The following is a 16,661-nucleotide window of genomic DNA, read 5'->3' on the forward strand; positions in this document are numbered from 1 at the left end:
CATTCCTGCGCAACGATGGATGTTTCGGGCGACCGGCCAATTCAGGACATGAGACGCAGGTTTTGTTCGCTTTTCAGTTTCGCAATGGATAATGCAGGGTCGTGAACCGCGTTTTTTCCCTGCTGGCCATGATGTCCCTCGCGCTCGGCGCCGCCGCGCATGCGCAGGAGGCCCCGACCGAAGCCGCGATATCGCCCTGGTCGACGAGCGAGCATGCGAAGCTGCGCCTGATCGCCGGCCCGACCACACCGACGGGCAAGCAGCGCGTCGGCGTCGAGATCGTGATGTCTCCGGGTTTCAAGACCTATTGGCGCAGCCCCGGCGAGTTCGGCGTACCGCCGAACTTCGACTGGTCGGGCTCGACCAATATCGGCGGGCTCGACGTGCGCTGGCCCGTTCCGGAGCGGTTTCAGGATTCAGCCGGCTACTCCATCGGTTATGTCGGGGAAGTCGTGATTCCGATCTCGGTTCAACCGGTCGATCCGTCCCGGCCCGTCATGATCGTGCTCAAGCTCGACTATGCGGTCTGCGAGAAGATCTGCATTCCCGCCAGGGGCGAGGCCAGCCTGTGGCTCGAGCCGGGCGTCACGACCGTGACATCGCCGCGGCTGGAGAGTTTCGAGGCGCGCGTGCCGGTCTCGGCGAAACCCGGCCCCCACAAGGAGAAGACCTCCATCCTCGAGGCCAAGCTTGACGACACCGTCGTCGATCCCGGTCTCAGGCTCGTCCTGCAGCCGCCGCCCGAGGGCAAGATCGAGGACATCTTCGTCGAAGGGCCCGGCCAATGGTCCTTCGGCAAGTCCCGGCTGACGCCGCAGAGCGACGGCACGGTCGCCGCCCAGATCCGCATCAACGAACGCCCGAAGAGTGCCGCGGGCCCCGTCCCCCTGATCTTCACCATTCGCGGGACGCCCAAGCCCGTCGAGACGAGGCTCGAACTCGACATCCCCGCCGGCAAGCCCTAATCCCTGAGGCGAAGCGGCCTTCGCGCCGCGGGCTTCACGGAGAAAGACGCAATGACGATCCAGGTGGGTGACAAGCTTCCGCAGGCGACGTTCCGCGTCATGACCGCCGATGGCCCGGCTGCCAGGACGACCGACGACCTGTTCAAGGGCCGGAAGGTCGTGCTCTTCGCCGTGCCGGGCGCCTTCACGCCGACCTGCCACAAGAACCATCTGCCCGGCTATCTGGCCAAGGCCGACGAGATCAAGGCCAAGGGCGTCGACGCCATTCTGGTGACCTCGACCAACGACGTCTTCGTGCTGGACGCCTGGTCGAAGGCGACCGGCGGCGCCGGCGTCATCGAGTTCCTTTCGGACGGCAACGCCGATTTCGCCACGGAGATCGGCCTGTCGATGGATGGCTCGGGCTTCGGCATGGGCACGCGCTCGCGGCGCTATTCCATGCTGGTGGAAGACGGCGTCGTGAAATCCCTCAACGTCGAGGAAGCGGCCGGCAAGGCCGACGCTTCCGGCGCCGAGACCATGCTCCAGCAGCTCTGAGTTTTTTCGATCGCCAGTTGCCAGGCCCGCGCGAGGTCATCGCGCGGGCCTTTCTATTGGGCCATGGGTATCAAGCCGCCAGACGTGGCGAATGTCTCAGATGGGTGGGAAGTCGCCATTGCCCACAAGGCCTCGGCCTGATCAACCGAGCGCCCGTGGCAGAAGCAGCGGGTATGCCGTGTTGCGCGGCGAGAAGGCAGCCTATGACCCGCAGGCCCGCGAGTTGGGCGCGAAGAGGCTGCGCTGTGTCAGCGCGCGCGCCGGTAATGCATGGCGACCGCGCCGCTGCGGAGCGGCGTGGCCGAGATCAGCTCGAGCCGTCGCGTGCTGGGCAGCCCGCTCTGGTAGAGGGTTGGGCCGTGGCCCGCGATCCTGGGGTGCACGAGGAGATTGTACTCGTCGATCAGATCCAGCCGGTCCAGCTCGGTCGCGAGCGTGCCGCTACCCAGGAGCACGCCGGCCGGGGTCGCGTCCTTGAGCCTCTGCACGCCCGTGCGCAGGTCGCCGGCGATGTGGTGGCTGTTGGTCCACGGGAAGGCATTTCGCGTCGACGACACTACGTATTTCGGCTTGGCCTCCAGCTTGACCGCCCACTCGCGTATCGCAGGCAGCGCCTCCTCGTCGCCGCGGGCGACTGCCGGCCAGTAGCCCTCCATCATCTCGTAGGTGACGCGACCCCACAGCATAGCCCCGCCCTCATCCATAAGGCGGGTAAAGAAGGCGTGCGTCTCGTCGTCGGCAATTCCCTCCTGGTGGTCGACGCAGCCGTCCAGGGTGACGTTGATACTGAAGGTCAACAGTCCCATGCGGCGAGTCTAAGCCATATAATGGAGAACATGTAGGCCAGTTGCTCGTGGTTGATGTTGAACTTCCGCAACGGATCTTGAGCCGCCGGTCCCGCCAGGCTCCTGCCTTCCCTCCGAAGCCGGCGCGTCGGCCGCTTCCTGGGCGGGTCCGACAAGCAGCGGACCACGGTTTTTTCACGGGTCCTGCCGACCGCTGATCGATCCGATCGCGGCTTGTCATGAGACAAGGCCGAGACCGCCGGCTAGCTTCCGCCCTGGAGGAGAGACTGCATGCCTGATATCACCATCCGCCCGCTCGAAGCCGCTGATCGCGCTGCCTGGACGCCGCTCTGGCGGGGCTATCTGACCTTCTACAAGGCGACGCTGCCACCAGAGCTCGACGAGATCACCTTCGGACGGCTGACCGGCGGTCAGGAGCCGATGGGCGGCTTCATCGCGCTACAGGGCGACAAGGCGCTCGGTATCACCAACTGGGTGATCCACCGCACGACCTGGAGTGAACGGAATATCTGCTATCTGCAGGATCTGTTCACGGTGCCGGAGGCGCGCGGCACCGGCGTCGGGCGCAAGCTGATCGAGGCCGTGAACGAGATGGCGCGCGCGAAGAACTGCTTCCGCGTCTACTGGCAGACGCATGAGTCGAACCTGCAGGCGCAGGAACTCTACAACAAGGTCGCCGACAAGTCGGGCTTCATCGTCTACCGCCAGCCGCTGGCGTGACGAGCGGTCGGCCGTCATCGCGTGAGCTGACGCACGCTGTGCTGCATAGACGCACAGGCGCGCGTGCATCGGCGCAATCGCAACGGCCATGCCAGCGCCTATATTGGGAGCAGGCTTGAGCGGAACCGCTTCGCGGCGCCCGCCGAGCTGTCCCCTTGCGGGGCGCATCTCGCGCCCGCAGCCAGCGACAGGCGCGTCATGAAGAAGATCGGCTTTCTCTCCTTCGGCCATTGGGCGCCCTCGCCGCAGTCCGGCACGCGCTCGGCCGGCGATGCGCTGCTCCAATCGATCGATCTCGCCGTGGCGGCGGAGGAGCTGGGCCTCGACGGCGCCTATGTCCGCGTCCACCATTTCGCCCGGCAGCTCGCCTCCCCCTTCCCGCTGCTGGCCGCGATCGGCGCCCGGACGAAGCGCATCGAGATCGGCACCGCCGTGATCGACATGCGCTACGAAAGCCCGCTCTACATGGCTGAGGATGCCGGCGCGGCCGACCTCATCGCCGGCGGACGGCTCCAGCTCGGCATCAGCCGCGGCTCGCCGGAACAGGTGATCGATGGCTGGCGCTATTTCGGCTACGAACCGGCCGAGGGCCAAAGCGACGCCGATATGGGCAGGCGCCATGCCGAGGTCTTTCTCGACATGCTGCGCGGCCAGGGCTTCGCCGAGCCGAACCCACGTCCAATGTTTCCCAACCCGCCCGGCCTGCTGCGGCTCGAGCCCCATTCCGAGGGCCTGCGCGAGCGCATCTGGTGGGGCGCCGGGTCGAACGCCACCGCCATCTGGGCGGCAAAGCTCGGCATGAACCTGCAGAGCTCGACCCTGAAGGACGACGAAACGGGTGAGCCGTTCCACATCCAGCAGGCGAAGCAGATCCGCGCCTATCGCGAGGCATGGAAGGAGGCCGGCCATGCTCGCCAGCCGCGCGTCTCTGTCAGCCGCAGCATCTTTGCGCTGGTCGATGACCGCGACCGCGCCTATTTCGGCCGCGGCAACCAGAGCGACGACCAGATCGGCTTCATCGACGAGAATACCCGCGCCATCTTCGGGCGCAGCTATGCGGACGAGCCGGACAAGCTGATCAAGGAACTGGGCAAGGACGAAGCGATCGCCGAAGCCGATACGCTATTGCTGACGGTGCCGAACCAGCTCGGCGTCGACTACAACGCCCATGTGATCGAGGCGATCCTGAAGCACGTCGCACCGGCGCTCGGCTGGCGCTGAGGAAGATCGTCCGAGCCGCGACGCCGCGTCGAGGCCGCAAGGATCGCTCTTCGATGAGCCGCTACCGCCCCGACTTGAACGGCGCCATGCCGGCGCGCGCCAGCGCGTCGGCGCGCTCGTTCATCTCGTCGCCGGCGTGGCCCTTGACCCATTTCCATTCGATCTTGTGGCGGCCGAGCGCGGTCTCGAGCCGCTGCCAGAGCTCGACATTCTTCACCGGCTTCCTGTCGGCCGTTTTCCAGCCGTTCTTCTTCCAGCCATGGATCCAGCCGGTGATGCCCTGCCGCAGATACTGGCTATCGGTATGCAGCGCGACGGTGCAGGGCCGCTTCAGCGCCTCCAGCGCCGCGATCGCCGCCATCAGCTCCATGCGGTTGTTGGTGGTCTGCGCCTCGCCGCCGGAAAGCTCCTTCTCGACGCCGTTATAGCTCAGGATCGCCCCCCAGCCGCCAGGTCCAGGGTTCCCCGAGCAGGCCCCGTCGGTCCAGACTTCGACAGTATCGCTCACCGCTTCAGCCCGTATTCGCGGGCATCGACGACGCGCTGGTGGAAGGCGAGCTTGCGGTCGTATTCGAGCGGATCATGCGGTTTAACCAGCGCGCCCGGCGGCACGTTCAGCCAGTCGACCAGGCGCGTGAGCAGGAAGCGCAGGGCCGAACCGCGGCAGAGCTGCGGCAGCGCCTCGATCTCCACCAAGCTCAACGGACGAACTGTCTCGTAGCCGGCGAGCAGCGCCTGTCCCTTGGTCAGATTGAACGAGCCATCGGCCTCGAAGCACCAGGAGTTCAGGCAGATCGCCAGGTCGTAGGCATAGGCATCCGTGCAGGCGAAATAGAAGTCGATCAGGCCCGACAGCCGGCTGCCGATGAAGAAGACGTTGTTGGGGAAGAGATCGGCATGGATCACGCCGCGCGGCAGGTCCTTGGGCCAGCTCGCCTCATGCACCGCAATCTCGGCCATGATCCGGCGTGCGAGGCCCGGCGAGACCTTGTCGACATCAGGGCCCGCCTGATGCGCCAGCGGTCGCCAGCCGGGCACGGACAGCGCGTTGACCCGCTCCATCGTGAAATCCGCACCAGCCTCATGCAGCAGGGCGAGGCCGCGGCCGAGTTCCTGGCAGTGGGCGGCGGTGGGGCGGCGAACGGAAAGCCCGTCGAGGAAGGTGACGATCGCGGCCGGACGCCCGGCAAGGCGACCGAGCATCTCGCCGCGGCTATCCTGAACCGGTTGCGGGCAGATCAGCCCGCGCGCAGCGAGATGCTGCATCAGCTCGAGGAAGAACGGCAGATCCTCCGGGTTCACCCGCTTCTCGTAGAGGGTGAGGATATAGGCACCCTGGGTGGTGTGCAGCAGGTAGTTCGAATTCTCGACGCCCTCGGCGATGCCCTTTGCGGAAAGCAGGTCGCCGATGCCATAGCGCGCCACAAAGGCTGCCATCTCGTCATCGGGCACTTCGGTATAGACGGCCAAGATCAGGCTCTCTTGCTAGATCACGTCGCATTTTGACGAAACCGTCAAAATGCGAAAAACGTGATCGATTCTAAAAGTTTAGAGCATTGCTTCTGCGAAAAACCGGCACCCACTTTTTCGCGCAATGCTCTAGTTGGTTTATCGCATTTTCTTCACGCGAACCGGCACCCACTTCGCTCGAAAATGCTTCTGCTGGAGTTATTCGGCCGCGGTCGGCGCCGCCTCGCCGCGCAGCTCGCGCGGCAGCGGGAAGAAGACGTTCTCGTCGGCGGTCGAGACGGTCTCGACGCGGACCTCGTAGCGCTCGGCGAAGGCATCTATGATTTCCTCGACCAGCACCTCGGGCGCGCTCGCGCCGGCGGTGATGCCGAGGCTGCGGATGTTGCCGAAGACCGACCAGTCGATCTCGTCGGTGCGCAGGACGAGCCGCGCGACCGGGCAGCCGGCGCGCTCGGCCACCTCGCGCAGGCGCTGCGAGTTCGAGGAATTGGGCGAGCCGACCACGATCAACCCGTCGACCTGCGGGGCGACGTGCTTCACCGCCTCCTGGCGGTTGGTCGTGGCGTAGCAGATGTCTTCCTTATGCGGCGCGATCAGCTCCGGGAATCGGGCCTGCAGCGCCTCGACGATCTCGCGCGTATCGTCCACCGAAAGCGTGGTCTGCGTGACGTAGGCGAGCGGCTGGCCGGTCGACGGCGTCAATGAGGCAACATCCTCCAGCGTCTCGATCAGCGTGATCGCACCCTCGGGGAGCTGGCCCATCGTGCCGATGACCTCGGGGTGGCCGGCATGGCCGACCAACAGGATGTGGCGGCCGCGCTTGTGATGGACCTCCGCCTCGCGATGCACCTTCGTCACCAGCGGACAGGTGGCGTCGATGGCGAAGAGATTGCGCGCCTTCGCCGCCGCCGGGACCGCCTTGGCGACGCCATGGGCGGAGAAGATCACGGGCCGCGTCTCGTCGGGCACCTCGTCCAGCTCGGCGACGAAAACCGCGCCCTTACGCTTCAGGGATTCGACGACGTATTTGTTATGGACGATCTCGTGGCGGACGTAGACCGGCGCGCCATGCAGGGCGAGCGCCTTCTCGACCGCGTCGATGGCACGCACGACCCCGGCGCAGAAGCCGCGCGGGGCACAGAGCAGGATGTCGAGCGGCGGCTTGGTCACGCGCGGAAAGAACTCCAGATGGTGCCGGCCTTCTTTCGGCGGGATGGCGGCGATGTCAAGGAAGCGAAGCGGTGCGGGCTCGGCAGACCTGTCGATTGCCTCTCGCAGTCTCGGCGCCGAGAGCCTAGATAGAGCCATGGCCGCCCGCTCTGCAGCACCGCACCAGGCCATCCCACGCCCGTTTCCGATCACGAGTTCCGTATGGCCGACGCCACTTCGCATGTCAGCTTCCTGCCGCCGATCCTGACCTTCTGCGCCGCGGCGGTGGTTGCCGTTCCGCTGTTCCGCAAGCTCGGGCAATCGGCGGTGCTCGGCTATCTCGCGGCCGGCATCGTGATCGGCCCCTCGATCCTTGGCGTCATCAAGGACCCCGACGCCATCCGCAGCACGGCTGAGATCGGCGTGGTGCTGCTGCTCTTCCTGGTCGGTCTCGAGCTGCAACCGGCGCGCCTCTATTCGATGCGCAAGGACATTCTCGGCACGGGCCTCGCGCAGATGGCGCTCAGCGCCGCCGGCATCGGTCTCTTCGGCTGGTATTTTGGCTTGTCCGCCGCGGGCGCTGTCGCGGTCGGCGTAGCACTGGCGCTCTCCGCCACCTCGATCGCGCTGCAGCAGCTCGCAGAACGGGGCGACAGCAGCGAGACCTATGGCCGGCGCACTTTCTCGATCCTGCTGTTCCAGGACATGGCGATTGCGCCCGTGCTGGCGCTGCTTCCCCTGCTCGCCACCACCGGCGGTGCTCAGGCCGGCACCCCGATGCGCGCGCTCGCCAGCCTCGGCATCGCGCTCGGCGCGCTGATCGCGATCATCCTGGCCGGGCGCTATGTGCTGAACCCATTCTTCCGCATCCTCGCCAATACCGGCGCCAAGGACGTGATGACGGCGGCCGCCCTGTTGATCGTGCTCGGTGCGGCACTGCTGATGGAGCATGTCGGCCTGTCGATGGCGATGGGCGCCTTCCTGGCCGGCGTGATGCTGGCCGACTCGCATTTCCGGCACGAGCTCGAAGCCGATATCGAGCCGTTCCGCGGCGTGCTGCTCGGTCTTTTCTTCATGGCGGTCGGGATGTCGCTCGACCTCAAGCTGGTCGCGTCCAATTGGATGCTGCTGGCGGTGGCGGCGCCACTGCTGGTGCTGTTCAAGATCGCGGTCGTCACCTCGATCCTGCGGATCTCCTGCTCCTCCTGGCTGGAGGCGATCCGGGCCGGCGCGCTGCTTTCGCCGGCCGGCGAGTTCGCCTTCGTCCTGCTGCCGCTCGGCCTGGCGCAGGGGCTGCTCACGCCGTCGCAGGCGGCGATGGCGACTGCGCTCGCCGCGATCAGCATGCTGCTCGGCCCGATCGTCGCCAAGCTGATCGATGCGGTGCTGCTTTCGCGCGTCACGCCGGAGACGATGGAGGAGGATTTCGACGGGATCAGCGACAGCCAGGTGATGGTGGTCGGCTTCGGCCGCTTCGGCCAGGTGGTGACGCAGGCGCTGCTCCTGCAGCACATCAACATCACCGTGATCGATTCCGACGTCGAGCAGATCAGGGCCGCCGCCCGCTTCGGCTTCAAGGTCTATTACGGCGATGGCACGCGCCTCGACGTTCTGCGCGCCGCCGGCGCCGGCCGGGTCAAGGTGATCTGTGTCTGCATCGACGACAAGGACGCCGCGCTGCGCATCGTCGAGATGGTCAAGGCCGAGTTCCCGCATGTGCGCGTGCATGTGCGCGCCTTCGACCGCATCCATTCGATCGAGCTGATGAAGGCCAATGTCGACTACCAGATGCGCGAGACCTTCGAATCGGCGCTCGGCTTCGGCCGCGTCACGCTCGAAACCCTGGGTCTGAGCCGCGACGAGGCCGATTTCGTGATCGACCATGTGCGTGATCGGGACGCCCAGCGCATGGAAATCCAGTTCCACGAAGGCATCGCCGCCGCACTGAACCGCGTGCCGCGCGTGACGCCGGAGCCCATCGTCAAGCCTAAGGGCAAGTCCAAGGCCCTCAATGCCGAGACCGAGCAGGTCATCGCCGATGGCGGGGCCGAGGTCTCGGTCGGCGGCGTCGGAGAGCCGGAACGGTGACCAGCGCCTCCTCCCGGCCGGCTCAGGCGATCTTTGTCGAAGGCCCGCTGATGCGCCACGTCGCCGTGATGACGGCGACGGGTTCGATCGGCCTGATGGCCGTCTTCGTCGTCGATCTCCTGTCGCTGCTCTACGTCTCCTGGCTCGGGCGGCCGGAGGCGACGGCCGGCGTCGGCTTCGCCACCATCGTGCTCTATCTGATGGTCTCGGTGAATGTGGGGCTGATGATCGCGGTAGCCGCCCTGACCTCACGCAGCATCGGCGCCGGTGACCGCGAGGGCGCGCGGCGCATCGCCGCCTCGACCATGGTCCTGATGGCGCTGGTCGCGCTGGTGCTGTCGCTTGCCGCCCTGCCGCTGCTGCCCTGGTTGCTGCGTGCCATCGGCGCGCATGACCAATCCTACGCCGTCGCCCTCTCCTTCCTGCACATCACCCTGCCCTCCAACGTGCTGATGGCGATCGGCATGGGCTTCTCCGGCGTGCTGCGCGCCATCGGCGATGCACGCCGGGCGATGTTCGTGACGCTCGGCGGCGGCATCGCCACGGCCGGGCTCGATCCCCTGCTCATCTTCGGCTTCGGGCTCGGGCCGGACGGCGCGGCGATCGCGATCGTGCTGGCGCGTATCATCATCGTCGCGATCGGCTTCCACGCGACCGTCGTCGTTCATGGCATGATGGCCCGGCCGCGACTGAGCTGGATTCGCCAGGACAGTGCCCGGACCTTCGCCATTGCCGGGCCGGCCATCCTGACGAACCTCTCCAACCCGATAGCCAACGCCGTCTTCGCCGGCGTCGTCGCCCGCTTCGGCGACGGGGCGGTGGCGGCGCTCGCGATCATGGACCGGCTGGTGCCGGTCGCCTTCGGCGCGGTGTTTGCGCTTTCGGGCGCGGTCGGCCCGATCCTCGGCCAGAACTGGGGCGCCGGGCGCTTCGACCGGATGAGACGCGGCCTGACGGATTCGGCGATCTTCGCGGCCGGCTGCGTGCTGGTTTCCTGGCTGCTGCTGCTTTCGCTGCGCGGCGTCATCGTCTCCGCCTTCCACGCCGTGGGGCTGACGGCGGAGCTGGTCGAGTTCTTCTGCCTGATCGCAKGGCCGATGTGGTTTTTCGTCGGCATGCTCTTCGTCGCCAACGCCGCTTTCAACAATCTCGGCATGCCGTTCCTGTCGACCCTGTTCAGTTGGGGCCGCGCCACGCTCGGCACCATGCCCTTCGCCTTCCTCGGCGCACAGATCGCCGGGCCGAAGGGTGCGCTGGCGGGCTCGGCGCTGGGCGCGGTCGCCTTCGGCGTGCTCGCGCTGATCTTCGCCTATCGCGGCATCGCCCGGCTGGAGCGCGAGGCCCTGCAACGGCGGGCTACCCTCGATTTGCCAGACAAGGACACCCTGCTATCGTCCACTCAGGCACGGAACTGAATGCCGGCCTGGGGAGGCGTCCATGATGAATCTGTTCGATATCATGCAATCGGCACAGAACGGCCGAGCGGTGCCGAATCTCGCCCAGCAATACGGCTTGAGCCTGCAGCAGACCCAGGCCGCGCTCGATGCGCTGCTGCCGGCCTTCTCGATGGGGTTGCAGCGGCAGACGCAGGACCCCTTCGCCTTCGGCGCGCTGGCGCAGATGATGACGGCCTCGCCCTATGCCCGCTTCTTCGAGACTGCCGGAAGCGGCATTCCCACCGGCGCGCAATCGGCCGGCAACGATGTGCTCAGCCAGCTCTTCGGCTCGCGCGAGGTCAGCCAGGCCATCGCAGCGCAAGCGGCAGCGACCAGCGGGGTCAGCCAGGCAATCCTGAAGCAAATGCTCCCGGTCATTGCCGCGATGCTGATGGGCGGCCTCTCCAAATCGAGCAGCAATGAGGGGCTCGGCGGCATTCTCGGCCAGTTCGCCGAGATGATGCGCGGCCAGATGCCGGGCATGCAGCCCCCGCCGCCGCAGCAGCCGCAGATGCCGGCCAACCCGTTCGAAGCGATCCTGAAGGGAATGTTCGGCCAGGCGGGGGCCCAGCCCCAGGCCAATCCTCAAGCCAACCCGACCGACCCCTTCGGCGGCGCGCTCGGCCAGATTCTCGGCAGCATGTTCGGCGGCGCAGCTGCCTCGCAGCCTGAGCCCGCCCCCGCGCCGCGGAGCGCCCCGCCCCGCCGCGCGCCTGCCCCCGAACCGGAGCCGGAGGAGGCATCCCCCTCCTCTTCGCCTCCAGGTCCCGGCTCGATCGGACTCGACGCGCTCAACCAGATGTTCGAGCACGGCCGCCAGATCCAGGACGAGCACCAGAACGCGCTGAAGTCGATCCTGGACGCCATGCTCGGCGGCAACCAGGGACGCCGCTGAAGCAGAACGGCTGACGACGAAGCGGAACAGGAAGCCGCTCCGGCCGCCTGATCGCGCAAGCGTCAGGCGCGCCGACGCTCCTCGCCGGCCTGTGCCGCCATAGCGGCAGCCATGCTGCGCAGCTCCACGAGGTCGTCGCGCGTCCGGAAGCTGGCAACGAGATCGTTGAGGCGCTGGATCTGACTGGCCAGGGCCGTGGCGGACGCCGCGCTCTCCTCTGCGAGCGCCGCGTTCTGCTGGGTCATCTCGTCCATATGGGCAACGGCCTGGCTCATCTCGTCGATGCCATAGGCCTGCTCGGTCGCGGCAGCCGAAATCTCCGAGACCGTGGCCGATACCTTGCCCGAGGCCTCGACGATGCGCTCCAGTGCGGCGCCCGCCGAGCGGACGAGGCCGACGCCCTGCGCCACCTCCGCACCCGACTCGGTGATCAGCGCGGTGATGTCCTTGGCCGCTGCGCCCGAACGTTGGGCGAGCGTGCGGACCTCGGAGGCGACGACGGCGAAGCCCTTGCCGGCGTCGCCGGCGCGCGCTGCCTCGACCGCCGCATTGAGCGCCAGAAGATTGGTCTGGAAGGCGATCTCGTCGATCACGCTGGTGATGTCCGAGATCTTGCGCGAGGCCGTCTCGATGCGGGCCATAGCATCGACCGCGTTCTGGACGATGGCACCGCCCTTGCGCGCGACGTCCATCGCCTCGTCCGCAAGCGCGACCGCCTGCTGCGAGGAGTGAGCGGAAGCCTTGACGGAAGCCGCGAGTTCCTCGGTTGTCGCGGCTGTCTCCTCCAGCGAGGAAGCCTGCTCCTCGGTGCGCTTCGAGAGGTCGTCGGCGCCGGTGTTGATCTCCAGCGCCGCGTTGCCGACATCGCCGGACGTCTCCTGAATCGTCCGGATCGTCTCGGCGAGATGGCCGACAGCAAGATTGAAGTCGTCGCGCAGCTTCTCGTATTCAGCGGCGAGTTCGGCATCGATGCGGCAGGTGAGATCACCGCGTGATAGCCGGTCGAGTCCTTCGGCGAGCGCGTCCATCACCTGGCGCTGCTCGGCGGCAAGGCGCTCCTGCTCCTGCGAGTGGGCGGCGCGCTCCTGCTCGACGATGCGGCGCTGCGTTTCCGAGACTTCGCGGTTCTCAGCCGTCTCCGCCTCGAGGCGCTGCACGGCGAGGCCGTTCTCCTTGAAGACCTGCACGGTCCGCGCCATCGCGCCGAGCTCGTCACGCCGGGCGTGGCCTTCGATCTCGACTGCGTAGTTGCCTGCGGCCAGATCCGCCATCCGTGCCTTGAGCTGATCGAGCGGCTTGGTGATCGACAAGCGGGCGAGCAGCATCGCGCCGGCCAGGCCTACCAGCGTGCCGACGACGGTCAGGATCAGCATCAACCAATCGAGCTGCTTGGCCTCGGCGTCGAGCGCATGCGCAGCCGTCAACGTGTCGCCCTTGATCTCACCGTTGAGCTTCACCGCATCGGCGATGATCGCGCCGAAAGCCCGGTCCAGCTCCGACATCACCGAGAGCGCCGGCAGATCCTCGTCGCGCGCCGCCTGCTTGGTCACGTCGTCGATCTTGGACTTGAGCTCGGCGATCCGCCGCGCCAGCACATCGAACTCGGCATGCTTCTCGGGAAAGCTGATCTTGGCGTTCATCAGCTGCTGCAGCGCGAGATCATAACCCTTGCGCACATCGTCGATCGCGGTGGCGTTCTGCTTCATGTACTCGGGATAGGCGATCGCCTTGTAGAGATCGCGCAGGATGTAGCTCGTCGCCAGCGTCGACTGCGCCGAGTCGAGGATCGCCGTGGCGCGCTGGTCGATCAAATCCGAATAGGTCTTCTGGATACGGGCATATTCCTGGCCGGCATAGATCGCCGTGCCCAATCCAATCATTCCCATGACAACGAGCGGGATCGCGATCTTCGTGCGAATCCGCAGATCCTTGAGGCGCAGAGACAATTTCATGCCGACAGCCCAGATCCGACGCAGCCGCCATCTGAGCGGCGCGGCAGAGTTTCGCCAGAATCATGAAATTTGGGTTATTGCGGGCAATATTTGTTCAAAATTGCATAAAAAAGGGCGGAAGCATGAAGCTTCCGCCCTCAGGGACGCTGCTGCCAAGGGGTCAGGCGCAGCGTGCAACCGCTAGATCGGCATTGGCGGCCAGCTTCGGCCGTGTCGGCGCATGGAGCTGGGCGTGCTCGCGCCGCGCCGCGGCGGCACCCGCCTGCTCCTCCGAGCGATCCTGAAGCACAGCCGACGGGTCCTTGTACCAGGACGTCGCCAGCGCGCCGGCGATATCGGAACGCACGAGGCCGATATCCTTGAGGCCGCGCTCGTCGAGCTCGGCAAGGCGCATTACCTGGCGACGGCGAATGAGGGCGCGCACGAGTTGGGCAATCTCGCCGAAACCAGCAATGGCGATGCGCGTCACACCCGACGAGATGATCGAGAGCGGCTTCGCGACAAAGGTCATGATCAGCATGACAGCCTCCTGGGACGGAACGGACGGGAAAGGTTGGCTCGGCGTCTCCGTCCGGCCCGGACGCGCCATTGACTGGAAAGATCGGAGACTGGGCGGACGATAGCGAGGCTCTGGCCATCAGCCAAACGAATGGTTATGATGTCTCGCAACACTGATATTGATGAGCAGTGGATGGGGATCGCCAATGGCTCATGTGCTCGACGCCGATCAGCTCAAGACCTTCGTCGCCATCGCCGATACCGGGTCTTTCACCCGCGCCGCCGAGATCGTCTTCAAGACGCAGTCGGCCGTTTCCATGCAGATGAAGCGCCTCGAGGAGCGCGTCGGCCGCCCCTTGTTCGGACGCGATGGCCGCCATGCCAAGCTGACGGAGGACGGCGAGCGACTGCTCGACTATGCGCGCCGCATCGTCCGGCTGAACCTCGAATGCGTGGCTTCCTTCGCCGATGCGGATTTGAAGGGCCGCATCCGCCTCGGCGTGCCGGACGACTATGCCGATCGCTATCTCCCGGAGATTCTCGCCCGCTTCGCCCATTCGAATCCGCGCGCCGAGGTCACGGTTGTCTGCGAGCCGACGCCGATGCTGGCGGAACGCATCGCGACCGGGGACATCGATCTTGCCATCATCACCCATGTCGAAAGCCGCGGACAGGGCGAGATCATTCGGATCGAGCCGCTGCTCTGGGTCACGTCGGCGCGCCACGGCGTGCATGAGGAAGACCCGCTCCCGCTGGCGCTCGGTCGACCGACCTGCAACTGGCGCCAGGCGGCAGTGGATGCGCTGGAGTCGAAGGGGCGCCGCTTCCGCGTGCTCTATGCGAGCTGGAACTCGACCGCCGTCGGAGCGGCCGTGCTGGCGGGGCTTGCAGTTTCTGTGCTGCCGGAAAGCGCGGTGAGGCCGGGCATGCGCATCCTCGGTCCGTCCGAAGGATACGCCACTTTGCCCTCGTGCAAGATCGGGCTGCTGCGCACGCGCTTCGACCCTTCGGTGCTGTCGAACGCGCTGGCCGAGCACATCATCCAGAGCCTGGATAATCTGGCGAGCTTCAAGGTGGCGGCGGAATAGGCCGGGAGCTGCCCTGTCGCCGGCAGGCTATTTCGTCAGGCCTGGAATGATCCCCTCGAACAGCACATTGAGGCGCGTGCCGATCAGCGTGGCGGCGCCGACGATGGCGATCGAGACCAGGCTGGCGATGAAAGCGTATTCGATCGAGGTGGCGCCCCGCTCGTCGCGAAGAAGTCCGGCAAAGCTGGCAGCGATCTGCTTCATGCCGTTAGGTTAGGCATGAGATTTCCGCCAACAGGTTAATTTCGGCAGAAAAATGCGCCGGAAATCACGATTCCCGGCGCCGGCCTGGCCAGGAACTCACACGGCCAGCTCGGTCATCACGGGCTCGACCTTGCCGTTCCACGCCGAGCGGAAGCGCTCTTCCAGGCGCTGGGCGAGAGTCTGCCGATGCGCCACGATCTCCTGCAGAGGCGCGAGGAAGACGCTCTCGTCCTGGCCCGAGGCATTCTGCCTTGCCCGCCGTGCGAGACCCGCGCGCGAGAACTCCAGAACCTCGGCGGCAATTTCACTCAACTTGCGACCGGCAATCGTCGCCGCAAGTCCCTGCTTCGGAACCACGTCGCGCAGGGCCTGGCGCTCCTGTGCGCTCCAGCCCTTCACGAGGTCCCAGGCGGCGTCGAGAGCCGATCGATCATAGAACAATCCGACCCAGAAGGCCGGCAGGGCGGCCAGCATCTCGGGCGGCCCGGCGTCGGCGCCGCGCATCTCGAGGAACCGCTTCAGTCGGACTTCCGGGAACATGGTGGAGAGATGGTTCGCCCAATCCGACATGGTCGCGTGTTCGCCAGGCAACTGCGGCAGCTTGCCGGCCAGCAGATCGCGGAAGGAAGCACCAGCGACGTCGTGATAGGTGTCGCCACGCTTGACGAAATACATCGGAACGTCGAGCGCCCAGTCGACATAGGCCTCGTACGACATGCCCTCGTCGAAGGCGAAGGCGAGCATGCCGGAGCGGTTATTGTCGGTGTCGCGCCAGATCTCGGAGCGCATCGACTGAAAGCCGTTCAGCTTGCGCTCCAGGAAGGGCGAGGAGGCGAAGAGCGCGGTTGCGAGGGGTTGGAGGGCGAGCGAAACCCGCAGCTTTCGCACCATGTCGGCCTCGGTGGCGAAGTCGAGATTGACCTGCACGGTGCAGGTCCGGAACATCATGTCGAGGCCCATCGTGCCGACTTTCGGCATGTAGTTCGCCATGATCTTGTAGCGGCCCTTGGGCATCACCGGGGTCTCGGCGCGGGTCCAGAGCGGTGAGGCGCCGAGTGCGGCGAAGCCGATGCCGTGCGGCTCCGCGACCGCCTTGGCGTCGTCGAGATGTGCGACGAGTTCGGCCTGCGTCTGATGGACGTCCTCCAGCGGCGCGCCGGACAGTTCGAACTGGCCGCCCGGCTCCAGCGAGATCGCGCCGCCGCCCTCGGGGCCGGCGAGGCCGATGATGTTGCCGTCATCGACGATAGGCTCCCAGCCGAGACGCTGCTGCATGCCTTCGAGCAGGGCGCGGATGCCGCCCGCACCGGCGCGCCCTTCATAGGGAACCGGCCCGAGATCGCTCCGGTAAAACGGGAATTTCTCGTGTTCGGTGCCGATCCGGAAAGCGGATTCCGGTTTCTCGCCGGCGGCGATCCAGGAGATCAGTTCATCCTTCGAACCGATCGGGGTCGAATCGGACACGTCGCGAGCCATGGGCGCTCCGGCAGAACAGACATGAATGACCCGCAGTCCGCCGGCGAGAGCCGGGAGCAGCAGGTTCGGGACGACAGACATAGGCGAGCGCCGAACGCTCGACAACGACCCCGCTCTTGCATTCGTGAAAGGCCGCCCGGCGCTGGCAGCAGATCC

General features: G+C 66.3%; 16 protein-coding genes. 8 read left to right on the top strand and 8 right to left on the bottom strand.

What is annotated here, in order from left to right:
* The first annotated feature begins 101 nt into the window (after positions 1-101).
* Complete coding sequence (locus AB4Z10_RS02990; protein WP_441468862.1) at positions 102-965, top strand: protein-disulfide reductase DsbD domain-containing protein; 864 nt, start codon at positions 102-104, stop codon at positions 963-965.
* A gap of 51 nt (positions 966-1,016) precedes the next feature.
* The gene (locus tag AB4Z10_RS02995; RefSeq protein ID WP_441468863.1) at positions 1,017-1,502 is read left to right on the top strand and encodes a peroxiredoxin; all 486 of its coding nucleotides are present in this window, start codon (positions 1,017-1,019) and stop codon (positions 1,500-1,502) included.
* A gap of 248 nt (positions 1,503-1,750) precedes the next feature.
* On the opposite strand, the gene AB4Z10_RS03000 is transcribed toward AB4Z10_RS02995, so the two are convergent.
* Positions 1,751-2,308: a dihydrofolate reductase family protein gene (locus tag AB4Z10_RS03000; RefSeq protein WP_441468864.1), complete on the bottom strand. Its 558-nt coding sequence runs from the start codon at positions 2,306-2,308 to the stop codon at positions 1,751-1,753.
* 270 nt (positions 2,309-2,578) lie between these two features.
* On the opposite strand from AB4Z10_RS03000, the gene AB4Z10_RS03005 reads away from it, so the two are divergent.
* Entirely contained in the window at positions 2,579-3,028 is a 450-nt protein-coding gene (locus tag AB4Z10_RS03005) for a GNAT family N-acetyltransferase (protein ID WP_441468865.1), read from the top strand.
* Positions 3,029-3,226: 198 nt separating this feature from the next.
* Positions 3,227-4,249 carry an LLM class flavin-dependent oxidoreductase gene (locus AB4Z10_RS03010; RefSeq protein ID WP_441468866.1) on the top strand — a complete coding sequence of 341 codons (1,023 nt, stop codon included), beginning with the start codon at positions 3,227-3,229 and terminating at the stop codon, positions 4,247-4,249.
* 61 nt (positions 4,250-4,310) lie between these two features.
* Here the strand turns inward: AB4Z10_RS03010 and rnhA are convergent, their stop codons facing one another.
* The 3 genes from rnhA to ispH form a co-directional block, all read right to left on the bottom strand.
* On the bottom strand, positions 4,311-4,757 hold the full coding sequence (gene rnhA / locus AB4Z10_RS03015; protein WP_441468867.1) for a ribonuclease HI: 447 nt from the start codon (positions 4,755-4,757) through the stop codon (positions 4,311-4,313).
* Positions 4,754-5,719, bottom strand: a complete 966-nt coding sequence (locus AB4Z10_RS03020) for a homoserine kinase (protein ID WP_441468868.1) — start codon at positions 5,717-5,719, stop codon at positions 4,754-4,756. The genes rnhA and AB4Z10_RS03020 overlap by 4 nt, the downstream gene beginning before the upstream one ends.
* 198 nt (positions 5,720-5,917) lie before the next feature.
* Positions 5,918-6,889: a 4-hydroxy-3-methylbut-2-enyl diphosphate reductase gene (gene ispH, locus AB4Z10_RS03025; RefSeq protein ID WP_441468869.1), complete on the bottom strand. Its 972-nt coding sequence runs from the start codon at positions 6,887-6,889 to the stop codon at positions 5,918-5,920.
* Between the two features lie 201 nt (positions 6,890-7,090).
* Between ispH and AB4Z10_RS03030 the strand changes: the two genes are divergently transcribed.
* Genes AB4Z10_RS03030 through AB4Z10_RS03040 form a run of 3 tightly spaced genes read left to right on the top strand, consistent with a single transcriptional unit; the run spans position 7,091 to position 11,287 of the window.
* Positions 7,091-8,956: a monovalent cation:proton antiporter-2 (CPA2) family protein gene (locus AB4Z10_RS03030; RefSeq protein WP_441468870.1), complete on the top strand. Its 1,866-nt coding sequence runs from the start codon at positions 7,091-7,093 to the stop codon at positions 8,954-8,956.
* A complete protein-coding gene (locus AB4Z10_RS03035; RefSeq protein WP_441468871.1) occupies positions 8,953-10,371 on the top strand; it encodes an MATE family efflux transporter in 1,419 nt (472 codons plus the stop codon). Before AB4Z10_RS03030 ends, AB4Z10_RS03035 begins: the two co-directional genes overlap by 4 nt.
* 22 nt (positions 10,372-10,393) lie before the next feature.
* Positions 10,394-11,287 (top strand): DUF937 domain-containing protein, encoded by an 894-nt coding sequence (locus tag AB4Z10_RS03040; RefSeq protein WP_441468872.1) that lies wholly within the window; start codon positions 10,394-10,396, stop codon positions 11,285-11,287.
* A gap of 62 nt (positions 11,288-11,349) precedes the next feature.
* On the opposite strand, the gene AB4Z10_RS03045 is transcribed toward AB4Z10_RS03040, so the two are convergent.
* Together AB4Z10_RS03045 and AB4Z10_RS03050 are read right to left on the bottom strand one after the other, a co-directional pair.
* Positions 11,350-13,239 carry a methyl-accepting chemotaxis protein gene (locus AB4Z10_RS03045; RefSeq protein WP_441468873.1) on the bottom strand — a complete coding sequence of 630 codons (1,890 nt, stop codon included), beginning with the start codon at positions 13,237-13,239 and terminating at the stop codon, positions 11,350-11,352.
* A 160-nt stretch (positions 13,240-13,399) separates the two neighbouring features.
* Positions 13,400-13,759, bottom strand: a complete 360-nt coding sequence (locus AB4Z10_RS03050; protein WP_441468874.1) for a DUF1127 domain-containing protein — start codon at positions 13,757-13,759, stop codon at positions 13,400-13,402.
* 184 nt (positions 13,760-13,943) lie between these two features.
* Here AB4Z10_RS03050 and AB4Z10_RS03055 point away from each other — a divergent pair, with 184 nt between their 5' ends.
* Positions 13,944-14,825 carry a LysR substrate-binding domain-containing protein gene (locus AB4Z10_RS03055; RefSeq protein ID WP_149130562.1) on the top strand — a complete coding sequence of 294 codons (882 nt, stop codon included), beginning with the start codon at positions 13,944-13,946 and terminating at the stop codon, positions 14,823-14,825.
* A gap of 27 nt (positions 14,826-14,852) precedes the next feature.
* Here the strand turns inward: AB4Z10_RS03055 and AB4Z10_RS03060 are convergent, their stop codons facing one another.
* Together AB4Z10_RS03060 and AB4Z10_RS03065 are read right to left on the bottom strand one after the other, a co-directional pair.
* A complete protein-coding gene (locus tag AB4Z10_RS03060) occupies positions 14,853-15,029 on the bottom strand; it encodes a Flp family type IVb pilin (protein ID WP_441468875.1) in 177 nt (58 codons plus the stop codon).
* Between the two features lie 96 nt (positions 15,030-15,125).
* Positions 15,126-16,505: a glutamate--cysteine ligase gene (locus AB4Z10_RS03065; protein ID WP_441468876.1), complete on the bottom strand. Its 1,380-nt coding sequence runs from the start codon at positions 16,503-16,505 to the stop codon at positions 15,126-15,128.
* Between the last annotated feature and the right edge of the window lie 156 nt (positions 16,506-16,661).

Origin of the sequence: Allobosea sp. RAF48, from assembly GCF_052114025.1 — a bacterium.
Lineage (GTDB): Bacteria > Pseudomonadota > Alphaproteobacteria > Rhizobiales > Beijerinckiaceae > Allobosea.

Bases quoted from the DNA above. Each gene is read 5' to 3' on its own strand.
- AB4Z10_RS02995 (WP_441468863.1), top strand. From the start codon at position 1,017: ATGACGATCCAGGTGGGTGACAAGCTTCCGCAGGCGACGTTCCGCGTC.
- AB4Z10_RS03000 (WP_441468864.1), bottom strand. From the start codon at position 2,308: ATGGGACTGTTGACCTTCAGTATCAACGTCACCCTGGACGGCTGCGTC.
- AB4Z10_RS03005 (WP_441468865.1), top strand. From the start codon at position 2,579: ATGCCTGATATCACCATCCGCCCGCTCGAAGCCGCTGATCGCGCTGCC.
- AB4Z10_RS03010 (WP_441468866.1), top strand. From the start codon at position 3,227: ATGAAGAAGATCGGCTTTCTCTCCTTCGGCCATTGGGCGCCCTCGCCG.
- AB4Z10_RS03030 (WP_441468870.1), top strand. From the start codon at position 7,091: ATGGCCGACGCCACTTCGCATGTCAGCTTCCTGCCGCCGATCCTGACC.
- AB4Z10_RS03040 (WP_441468872.1), top strand. From the start codon at position 10,394: ATGATGAATCTGTTCGATATCATGCAATCGGCACAGAACGGCCGAGCG.
- AB4Z10_RS03045 (WP_441468873.1), bottom strand. From the start codon at position 13,239: ATGAAATTGTCTCTGCGCCTCAAGGATCTGCGGATTCGCACGAAGATC.
- AB4Z10_RS03050 (WP_441468874.1), bottom strand. From the start codon at position 13,759: ATGCTGATCATGACCTTTGTCGCGAAGCCGCTCTCGATCATCTCGTCG.
- AB4Z10_RS03055 (WP_149130562.1), top strand. From the start codon at position 13,944: ATGGCTCATGTGCTCGACGCCGATCAGCTCAAGACCTTCGTCGCCATC.
- AB4Z10_RS03060 (WP_441468875.1), bottom strand. From the start codon at position 15,029: ATGAAGCAGATCGCTGCCAGCTTTGCCGGACTTCTTCGCGACGAGCGG.
- AB4Z10_RS03065 (WP_441468876.1), bottom strand. From the start codon at position 16,505: ATGGCTCGCGACGTGTCCGATTCGACCCCGATCGGTTCGAAGGATGAA.